Consider the following 9,755-nt stretch of genomic DNA (forward strand, 5'->3'; position numbering starts at 1 on the left):
GCCGTTCCGCGATGAGTTCACAGCCGGAGACCTGAATGATGACCATCAGCTCAAAGTCCCTCAACTCATGGTTAATCCAGATGCTCTTGAGCTCGAGAGGGCCATAGATTGTTTCCCCCGCCCGGTATTCACTGCTGGCCATGCTCACCTGCTTCCAAGTCTCGGCTGTAAGAACACTCTGCCCTACAAGTGGTCTGGAGCCCTGCAAACTGGTCTGATTCCACCGTCCAGACCGCCCTGCGGAAAACATCCACTGGATAAATATTTCCCAGCACTAGCTATCTGCTCAGAACTCTGTAGACTTGACGGTGTTGTTGTGTTTGGCATTTGGTAGTTCAGGCAGTCCCCACGGTCCCTCTGGATCGTGACCTTCTGAAGTAACGGTGGAGAACACCCCACACCGGAGACCCGAAAGTCGGGAGCATCTCCACCTTCAGTAAGGACTGAAAAAATGGCTACAGGTACCGTGAAATGGTTCAACTCCGAAAAGGGCTTCGGCTTCATCTCTCCTGAAGATGGCAGCCAGGACGTTTTCGCTCACTACTCTGCGATCAACTCCTCGGGCTACCGCTCCCTCGAAGAGAACCAGAAGGTTTCCTTCGACGTCGAGCAGGGCCCCAAGGGTCCCCAGGCAGTAAACATCCAGGCTATCTAGTCTTCGGATAACAAAGAAGCAGGGCCGGTCATTGACCGGCCCTGCTTTTGTTTGCCCTCAAGCCGGTGATTCCGGAACTATACGAACTTCGACATCCGCGACCAGACCCCCGTCGAGACCAGCGCCACCAGCACCAAGGCCGCTACGGACAGCAAGACCCCGAGCTCAGTCCACACTGGAAAAGGCGCACGTGGGTTAAATCCGCCCCAGTAGTTGAAGACGCCTTCCGCCGCCGCCGTAAGGATGTTGCGGGGATCATAGGGTCCGGCGAACGGCAGCAGCAGGAGCAATGCGCCGGCGGCCAAGCAAGGGATCAGCATGCTCCTGACCACGAGTCCAGTAAAGAGCCCTAACCAACCAAATCCGACGGCTACAGCAGTGGCGAACGCGATCTGAATGATGGGGTTGCCAGCACCGGCGTCGTTGACTGAATAGATGAAGTCGTGGCTATTGCTCTGCAGGAACACGGCCCTCAGGATTGGCGCTGCCCCCAGGCTCAGCATCGCGCTGAGGACGACCGCCGCCACCGAAACAAGGATGATAGTGACGACCTTCCCAGCCACATAGGCCGCAGCGCCCTGAGCAACAATTCGATCCTTCAGAGTCCGACGGCGAACATCGCCCACGGCTGTCCCGCATCCATAGATGAAGAAGAGCAGCGGGATGACCAGGAACGTGATCATCTCCAACCCTGTGCCGATGGCATGAGATCCCTCGAAGGCGCGGTCGGCGAAGTAGGCGGCCTCGTAGTCAAAGCGGAGGGGATTGTCCACGATGCGTTGGGCGCCTTGGATGAGGACGTTGTTTGGTTGTTCCATGGCTGCGCCTAAAGACACGCCATTTTCCGCAGCGTGTGCCTCCGAGGTCTGCAGCCTCGACGATGTCGCCGTGACGTTGCTGATGCTCCCGGCGAAGGAGAAGGCCAGCGACGCTGCCAAGCCGCCGATGGGCAAAACCACGGCTTTGCTCCAGAGCTGGTAGCGGAGTTCTGTTCTCAGGGATTGCAGATAATTGCTCATCGAACGAGTGCCCGGGGTTCCCGGTCGAGGCGGACTTTCCCTCGGCGGATGGTGAAGCCGGAAGAGGCAAGGTCTCCGTAAGAGACGTGATCATGATCAAAGACCACGACACAAGTGCTCGCTTCAACGGATTCGAGCGCTTGGCGAAGCGCACGCCTCCCATGCTCATCAAGGCCTGCGTTTGGCTCGTCCAGCAGGATGCATGGACGGCCACTCGCGAAAGCCGCTGCCAGCTTGAGCTTCTTTCGCTGCCCCAACGAGTAGGTGGACGATCTCCGATCCAGCAGATCGCGGCTGAGGAATGTGCGGATTACGGGATGGGCTATGGCCAGGCGGTGGGGGATGTCCAGCAGCGCGCTCAGATTCTGCAGTCCCGTCAGGCGTTCATGAACGGCTGAGTCATCGAAAGCTGCGGAGACGTAATCCCGAAGGTCGCTTTTGTGCCAGGTTGCCTCTCCGGTGAACCGCTCCAGTCCCGCAAGGCACTTGAGAAGAGTGGTCTTGCCGGTTCCGTTTTCACCCCGGATGAGGTGGATTCCGGTCGACGGAACTAGGAGATTGACGTTGTTGACCACGCGATGGCGGCCGTAGCTCTTGGACAGGTTGGTGATGCGCAGCATTGATCCTCATTTGTCCCCCCACAATTGAATGCCCGAGAATCACCCCTTCACGCTGACGGTTCCGGGTGATTGAGCAACACTCTCATCCTGGGAGCCGGCCTGTGTCAAATGCGATGCGACGGCGGGGCTGCGCGTATCCCTGCCGCGGATGGCTAGTTAGAACATATTTGCTAATAAAGAAAATGTAGTTCGAATACATATCCACATAGCGAATTACACCCATGTAACTCTCACTCAGCCCTCCGTAGCGTAGGAGGTAATCCACCCACAGAGCTGAGGGAGCATCCCATGGATCACCTGATTTCCGAACAGCCCCACCACCTAGACGAGTCCCGCCACCACCTAGATTTGCCCAAATCACCACCTAGTCAGTCCCAAATCGGCCTGTGCAAGGCCGTTTTGCCACCTAGTCCCGTTTTCTCGATCTAGCCTGCGAAGTGAGCCGCATGTCGGGCATCCACAGAAACAGAAGGTTGGGTCGAGTGTTCGATTCTGAGGTTCAGCGAATCCTCGACTACGTCGCACGCGGGATCGGCGTGAGAGTCGTCGGCGCGCCGGGCAGCGGTAAGACGTCCGTAGTCCGCAGTGTCATGAGCAATCTGGAAAAGACCGGCGTAGCCGTTCACTTCATCACGGGACTGCGCACGCACCGCACCATCCCCTACGCGGCCATCAAAGGACTAGGGCTGGACTTGAGGCCTGGCCGCAGCGGCGTCTTCGACATCGCCGACGTGTTGACCAGCCAGCTGGCCACTAACGGCAAGCACCTGCTCGTCGTCGACGATCTCCACCTTGTGGACAGCGAATCACTCGCGGTCCTGGAGGCGGTTCGACGCCGATCCACGTGCCCCATGGTCGCCACGGCGCCGGAAACCTGGGCCTTTTCCAAAGGGCAGCTGGCCATCCTCAACAACGGCCGAGAAGCACACCTGCAACTGGACCCGCTCCACTACGAGCAGGTTCACATGCTGATCGCACACGTCCTCGGTGCCCCGGCAGATGCGGACACCACCGCCCGGATACTCACCAAATCGGCCGGCAACCCCCGCCTCATCGTGCGGATCGCCGAGACAGCTTCCCTGAGCAACCTGCTGGTCATGAAGGACAAACAGTGGGGGATGACCAGCAACACCCTTTGGAACGAGCACCTGCGGGGCACACTCGAGTCGCTCCTAGCAGAGCTCAGCGCCGACGAGTTCACAGCCCTGCACACCATGGCAATCCTCGGCACCGCACGCGTGGACGTCCTTCAGAAAGTCATCCAGCCCGAGGCTCTGGAAGGCCTTGAACGCAGGGGATTCCTCTCCGTCATGGACGATCACCACAACGGCTCCATCGCCGCCATCAGCCCACCCGTGATCGCAGACTACTTCAGCGGAAACAAGAACCTCAGGGACCGGAAACTCCTGCGCCGAAAGATTGCCGGCGTACTGGAAGCCGTGCCGGGTGCAGAGCACGAGAACCGGACGACCGCAGACTGCCTCGCTCGGGTCCTGGCTACCTTGCGGGCAGAAAGGGGCGACGGCGACGCCGTCACCGCCCGCCACTTCCACGACCACAGTTCCGCAAGGGAACGCATCCGCTTCGAGCGGTGGGAAGCCAACAAGAACGCCGCCAACGCCGCATCCGTGCTCCGGATCTATTGGGGTGCCCCTGTTGACGTCCGGCGGGCGGCCCGAATCTGCGACGAAACAACAACGTCCGACGCCGATCCCAAGGATCTCCTGTTCGTCACCATCACGCGGGCGATGCTCGCGGTGCACACAGGACTTGGTCCAGGCGCCGCCGTCGAGATTCTCCAAAGCTTCTCAGCCGATCACCCGCGCCTTGCCGAAGAAGTCGGCCACGCGATCACTTTCCTCAGTGCCTCGCACGGCCGGGTTCCTGCGGCCACGCCGCTCAACGCCTTGGAGCCGCAACCCTCCGGGATGGGCGCTTTGGTCCACGGGCTGCTGGAGCTCTACCGCTTCAGGCCAGCCGCAGCCTACGACGCCGTCGAAGGCCAGAATGATGACGACGCCTTCTCACACCTCCGCCCGTTCATCCGCGGGTTCGCGATGTTCGCTTCCGGACACGTTGAGGAATCCCTCGTCTTCGCTCTGGATTGGCGGACCGAAGCACGCAAGAACCTGGACCAATTCGGCGTGATCACCAGCAGCTACATCGCCGCCCACGGACTGCTGTATCGCGGGCACTTTGAAGAAGCCGAGTACCTCATGAGCAGCGTCTTCGCCATGGGGAGGCCAGGCTTCGTGGTCGATGCCCTTTACGACGCTATGCTGCGCCTCGCGGGCCTACGCCACGCAACCACTGCCACGCCGCCGGCCCTCTCAATTGCCGCGCAGGCGCGGACTGAAGTGCCCGACGTCGGGCCCTTACCTGGCATTGGAAAGGGTGCCTATGAACTGGTTGCCCACAACAGCGCACAGCCGTCCACGTTCGACCGCAAGGCCGCGAAGCTCATCCGGCGCCAGCTGAAGAGCGGCTACGTTCTGGAAGCCTTGATGACTGCACTGCTATGCACCTGCCTGAACCCTGGGCGTCCGGTCCTGGATCTGTTGCAGAAGATCCTGCGGGACAGCGGCGTCACGATTCACGATCAGCTCATCGGCATCGCAACCGCCGTGGTGGAAGGGGATCACAAGCTCCTTGGCCTCCTGCTGATGCATTACGAACCTGACATCGACACCTATCAAGTGGGGATGCTTCTCCGTGGCGCACTCAAGAGGCACGTCATAGAAGGGGACACTGCCGCTGCAGACGCCATGGCTCAGGCTTCGTCCATGTTCGCGGTCAGGTTCCCGGCAGCCAACGAGCAACTCTCCTTCAACTCGTTCAGGACCACACCGCTCACTGAACGGGAGATCGAGGTGGCCGTGCTGGCAGGACACCGCACCAACGTGGAGATTGCCGAACACCTGGGCATCAGCGCCAGGACCGTGGAAAACCACATCTCCAACGCACTGCGCAAGACCGGCGCAACGTCCCGCAACGGACTCTTCATGCTCGTCGGGAATTCACTTCCTCCGCGAGGAGCCGGGATAAGCTGAAAGCAATTCTCCCAACGCCGGTCTCTGACGCCATGCCCTGAGCCCGGTCCCTCAGCGTGAAGGGTTTCAGTGAACACCTCCCCGGCCTTGGCCCGTCGACTCGGCACGTTCGATGCCTCCCTCATTGGCTTGGGCTCCATGATCGGTGCGGGAGTGTTCGCAGCCTTCACCCCGGCCGCTGCTGCCGCAGGATCCGGGCTGCTCATCGGCTTGGTGGTGGCTGCCTTCGTCGCCTTCTGCAATGCGACGTCCTCAGCCCAACTCGCGGCCAGATACCCGACGTCGGGCGGTACCTACGTCTACGGTCGGGAAAGGCTGGGAGCCTGGGCCGGGTTCCTTGCCGGGTGGGGCTTCATCATCGGCAAGACCGCCAGCGCTGCGGCCATGGCCATGACCTTCGCCGCCTACGCCGCACCGCAAGGTTGGGAACGCCCGGTGGCGATTGCCGCCGTCGTACTTTTGACCGCGGTGAACTATCACGGGGTGACCCGAACTGCAGGGCTGACCCGTGTGCTGGTAATTGCCGTTCTAGCTGCCTTGGCGATTGCTGTCACCGCAGTGTGGGGCGGGTCCGGTCCTGACTTCGGCGACTTCCTGGGGGAGGGTTTGCTGGCCGAGGGCTGGTACGGGATCCTGCAATCCGCCGGGCTGTTGTTCTTCGCGTTCGCCGGGTATGCGCGGATCGCGACCATGGGCGAGGAAGTCCGTGAGCCCCAGCGCACCATTCCCCGGGCGATCGGGATCGCGTTGGGCATCACGATCCTCATCTACGCCGTCATTGCCGTGACCTTGCTGGCTGCTCTTGGGCCCCAGGGTGTTGCCGGTACGCCGACACCGCTGGCCGATGCCGTCGTCGCAGGAACGCTGGCGTGGGCTGAGCCTGTTGTCCGTATTGGAGCCGCTGTCGCTTCGCTGGGTGCACTGCTGGCACTGGTTGCAGGACTCGGCCGGACCAGCCTGGCAATGGCCCGCGAACACGACCTTCCGCACTGGCTCTCTGCTGTCCACCCGAAGTACAAGGTTCCCCACAGGGCCGAGGTGACTCTTGCTGTAGTGATCTGCCTGATCATCGCCGTTGCTGATCTTCGGAGTGCTATCGGCTTCTCGTCTTTCGGCGTGCTGCTCTATTACTTGGTGGCGAACGTCGCCGCTTACACCCAGCCACGTGAGGACCGGCGATACCCGAAGTTCCTGCAGGTGGCTGGAGCGATTGCGTGTGTTGTTCTCGTCGCGACGCTGCCGCCGTTGTCCGTGGGGCTGGGCGTGCTGATGTTTGTTGTGGGTATCGCGTACAGGCTCATCCGGCTGCGGGTACGCCGCTAGGCCACTGCGCGGGCCGGCACTGGGAGGAATCGGCGGATCGCAACAGCTGAAACTACAGCGATGACGCCAGTGAACAGCCACGGCGAGGCGGCCGCCGTCGAGGTTTGGTCAGCAAACTCGTAAAGCGGCGCCATAGCCGTGTTGCCGATCAGCACCATCGCGCCGCCGCAACTGGCGAGGAGACCGTAATAGGCGCCGGTGGGTCGGCCACCGGCGAAGTCCAAAACCAGCCGCATCGCCGTGGGATTCGCACACATGTTGCCAAGGCACAGGCCGGTGACGAGAGCCAGGGCCGGCAGCACTGGCAACGATGCGATGGGCGGCTGAGTGGCCAGTATTGCGACGGCGGTGAATCCTGCGGCTTTCAGGCTGAGGCCCAACGTCAGTGCGTTGCGCTCGCCGAATCGGCGCATGAGCTTGGCGATGGGCCACTGCAACGAAACCGTCAACAAGGACGCGTACGCGAACACGAAACCCAGTGCGCCGGCGTCGAGGCCGCTGCGTCGTAGCTCCACGGGAAGCCCGAAGTACAGCTGGTTGTGTGCCAGCAGGCTGACACTGAAGAAGCAGGCGAACGCGACGAAGCGCTTGTCCCGCAGGCAGGCCAGAAGTTGGTGCTTGGGGACTGCTGCGTCTGTTGGATGTCCGCGACGGTCGGCGCGTGGAAGGAACCGCCAGAAGACGAAAGCCATCACCGCAAAGATGGCCGAGGCGACGTAGAGGGAGACTTCGAAGCCGAAACCCAGGAGCAGGCTACCGAGCAACGGGCCTGCAACGGCCCCGAATTCACCGACGATAACCAGCGACGCGAACAAGGTTGGCCGGTGCTTCCCGGATGGTTCCCGCCGTTCCTCGGCTGCGGCCACCAGGCTTTCGAGGGCCGGTGAGAACAACGCACCACCGATGCCGGTGACGATGGCTCCCGCGAGGAAGAGGCTGAAGTTGTCGGCCGCGGCCAAGAGCAGATAGCCGCTGACTCGGACGATGCAGCCTGCGACCATCGTGTAGCGGGCACCCCAGCGATCGGAGATGGCGCCGCCCACCAGGAACATCCCTTGTTGGGCAAACGTCCGAGCTCCCAGGACAACCCCGATCGCCACCGCGCTCATGGCGAAGTCGTTGGCCATGGTGAGCGCGATGAACGGCACCACGGAGTAGAACCCGATGTTGAAAATAAGCTGGCTGGAGAGCAGGAGCTTCGGGTTGGGGCTCGCTGGCCGTTCCCCGGTATGGCGTGCTGTCTGGGTGGAGCTGGTGGCGGGTTTCATGAACGGCTTTCCTTGGCGGCAGGCACGTTCGAGACTATCAATAATCGTTCTCGTGTACTCCTGTGACGGCTCACGGTGTCTCTGGCTGGGCACGACTCCACCTGGGGGTAGACGGGTGGAGCCGTGCCGCAGTGCCTCCTACGCCAAAGCGGGTGGGGCTCCCGCCGGACACCGGGACTCCCGCTTCGAAGGCACAACAGGAGACTATGGTCCGTTTCCCTTCACTAGGTGGCAAAAAGAGGCAACTAGGTGCCGTATTCGGAGAAATTAGGTGTTGGTGCGGAAGAAATAGGTGGTGAGGGTGAGCGCCTAGGTGTTGGCCCGCCGTCGTGCGTTCCGTCGTTCCACAGACTCCATGTAGGTGACGATGCTCGCGATGGTCAGCGCGACCGAGAAAATCACAGCCAGCAAAGTGGAGGTGTCCTGGAACGGAACCACTATCAAGGGGCTCAGCATCATGGCATTGCCGAACCCGGCTGCAGCAAAGACGCCCGCTTTGAGAAGAAGACACTTGAGGGAGCCGACCATCAGCACGGCGATCGGCGCCACGACGCCCAGCGCCATGGTCAGGACGACGGCCATGGCCCTCAAATCCGAGGGGTCGAGAACATTGAGTCCGTCGGGCGGCGGGGCCGCACCCAACAGAGTTGCCGACACTGCAGAGCAAACAGCTATGACGCACGTGATGATGCGAAGCGCCGCCGGGTAGAAATGCGTGATCACTGGCAAGTCCTTGTCCTCATTGAGTTCGACCCCCTACGTAGAGGTAGTGAGAGGAACCGGTGGCGAGTGACGCGGGATCGGGGGTGACTGGCAGAATTGCCGTTATGGATTCGCCTCAAACCGTTCCGGCGGTCGAGCTTCGCCTTTCGATCAGTGGCACGGAGCCCCTGATCTGGCGTCAGCTTGTCCTCCCGGAAAGTGCCACCCTCGCCGAGTTGCACGGTGCCATCCAGTGCGCGTTTGGGTGGAGGAATTCCCACCTTTACGCCGTAGCGGGCCACGACCGATCGGGTAAAAAGCGACTCTTCATGGACGTCGACGACGACGACGGTCCAGAAGGTGCCGAAAACCCGGCCGCCGCGCGGCTGCTGGAGTTGTTTGACCCTCAGAAGCCAGGAGTATCAGACCTCCTGTACGAGTACGACTTCGGCGACAGCTGGACACATGAGATTGAGGTTGTGGGCCCGGCCGTGTTGCACGAGAACACCATTGTCTGTCTCGACGGAGCCATGAGGGGACCCCTTGAGGATTCCGGCGGAGTGGGTGGCTACGCGAACGTGGTTGCTGTTGTCTCCAACCCCAAGCACCCCGAGCATAGGGAAGCCGTTGAGTGGCTTGAATTCGTGACGCAGGAGAGTGTCTTGAAATTCGATCCGAAAGCTTTTGATCTGGTGGCAGTCAGCGGACAGTTGCGCAGTGTGGCGCAGCGGCTCTGGCCAGGCGAGGTGACGGTTGCGGACTACGAGGACGTTCTGGGCCCGATCCTATGGTTTCTCCAGGAAGCCCAGCACGACGGTCTGCCGTTGACCTCTGCCGGATACTTGAAGCCGTCCTTCGTCAAGCACGCCATGACCGAGCTTGGCTGGGACGACGAATGGATCTCAGCTGGACGGGTCGAGGTGAGCACATTGCCCATCCGGAATCTTCGGGAGCAGTTGCAGGAGTGGAAGCTTCTGCGCAAGCTCAACGACAAGCTGCTCCTCACGCCCAGAGGACGGAAACTGGCCGGGGATCCCGAAGCCCTGTGGGATTTCCTGGCAGACCAGTTCGCGAACCCAGGCAGCGATGCGGAACGCTTGGCAACGCCCCTGTTCGTT

8 protein-coding genes are annotated in these 9,755 nt (G+C 61.4%); 4 read left to right on the forward strand and 4 right to left on the reverse strand.

Going from position 1 to position 9,755, the window contains the following annotated elements; all coding sequences use genetic code 11:
- Window positions 1-451: 451 nt before the first annotated feature.
- Window positions 452-655 (forward strand): cold-shock protein, encoded by a 204-nt coding sequence (locus HP499_RS15705; protein WP_011773907.1) that lies wholly within the window; start codon window positions 452-454, stop codon window positions 653-655.
- A 77-nt stretch (window positions 656-732) separates the two neighbouring features.
- Here HP499_RS15705 and HP499_RS15710 read toward each other — a convergent pair whose 3' ends face one another.
- Both HP499_RS15710 and HP499_RS15715 read right to left on the reverse strand, forming a co-directional pair.
- Window positions 733-1,674: a hypothetical protein gene (locus HP499_RS15710; RefSeq protein ID WP_172325166.1), complete on the reverse strand. Its 942-nt coding sequence runs from the start codon at window positions 1,672-1,674 to the stop codon at window positions 733-735.
- Complete coding sequence (locus HP499_RS15715) at window positions 1,671-2,294, reverse strand: ATP-binding cassette domain-containing protein (protein WP_172325167.1); 624 nt, start codon at window positions 2,292-2,294, stop codon at window positions 1,671-1,673. The genes HP499_RS15710 and HP499_RS15715 overlap by 4 nt, the downstream gene beginning before the upstream one ends.
- Window positions 2,295-2,776: 482 nt before the next feature.
- On the opposite strand from HP499_RS15715, the gene HP499_RS25220 reads away from it, so the two are divergent.
- Window positions 2,777-5,344 carry a LuxR C-terminal-related transcriptional regulator gene (locus HP499_RS25220; protein ID WP_309138401.1) on the forward strand — a complete coding sequence of 856 codons (2,568 nt, stop codon included), beginning with the start codon at window positions 2,777-2,779 and terminating at the stop codon, window positions 5,342-5,344.
- Between the two features lie 69 nt (window positions 5,345-5,413).
- Window positions 5,414-6,667: an amino acid permease gene (locus tag HP499_RS15725; protein WP_172325168.1), complete on the forward strand. Its 1,254-nt coding sequence runs from the start codon at window positions 5,414-5,416 to the stop codon at window positions 6,665-6,667.
- Here the strand turns inward: HP499_RS15725 and HP499_RS15730 are convergent.
- Both HP499_RS15730 and HP499_RS15735 read right to left on the reverse strand, forming a co-directional pair.
- Window positions 6,664-7,935, reverse strand: coding sequence for an MFS transporter (locus HP499_RS15730; protein WP_172325169.1), 1,272 nt, complete (start codon window positions 7,933-7,935; stop codon window positions 6,664-6,666). The two genes, HP499_RS15725 and HP499_RS15730, sit on opposite strands and share 4 nt — an antisense overlap.
- Before the next feature lie 309 nt (window positions 7,936-8,244).
- The gene (locus HP499_RS15735; RefSeq protein WP_172325170.1) at window positions 8,245-8,658 is read right to left on the reverse strand and encodes a hypothetical protein; all 414 of its coding nucleotides are present in this window, start codon (window positions 8,656-8,658) and stop codon (window positions 8,245-8,247) included.
- A 104-nt stretch (window positions 8,659-8,762) separates the two neighbouring features.
- Between HP499_RS15735 and HP499_RS15740 the strand changes: the two genes are divergently transcribed.
- A partial coding sequence (locus tag HP499_RS15740; RefSeq protein ID WP_172325171.1) for a plasmid pRiA4b ORF-3 family protein occupies window positions 8,763-9,755 on the forward strand: 993 nt, incomplete at its 3' end.

This window comes from Paenarthrobacter sp. CM16, from assembly GCF_013179505.1.
GTDB lineage: Bacteria > Actinomycetota > Actinomycetes > Actinomycetales > Micrococcaceae > Arthrobacter.

What these genes read in the sequence shown, in the direction of transcription:
- HP499_RS15705 (WP_011773907.1), top strand. Translation starts at nt 452, where the DNA reads ATGGCTACAGGTACCGTGAAATGGTTCAACTCCGAAAAGGGCTTCGGC.
- HP499_RS15710 (WP_172325166.1), bottom strand. Translation starts at nt 1,674, where the DNA reads ATGAGCAATTATCTGCAATCCCTGAGAACAGAACTCCGCTACCAGCTC.
- HP499_RS15715 (WP_172325167.1), bottom strand. Translation starts at nt 2,294, where the DNA reads ATGCTGCGCATCACCAACCTGTCCAAGAGCTACGGCCGCCATCGCGTG.
- HP499_RS15730 (WP_172325169.1), bottom strand. Translation starts at nt 7,935, where the DNA reads ATGAAACCCGCCACCAGCTCCACCCAGACAGCACGCCATACCGGGGAA.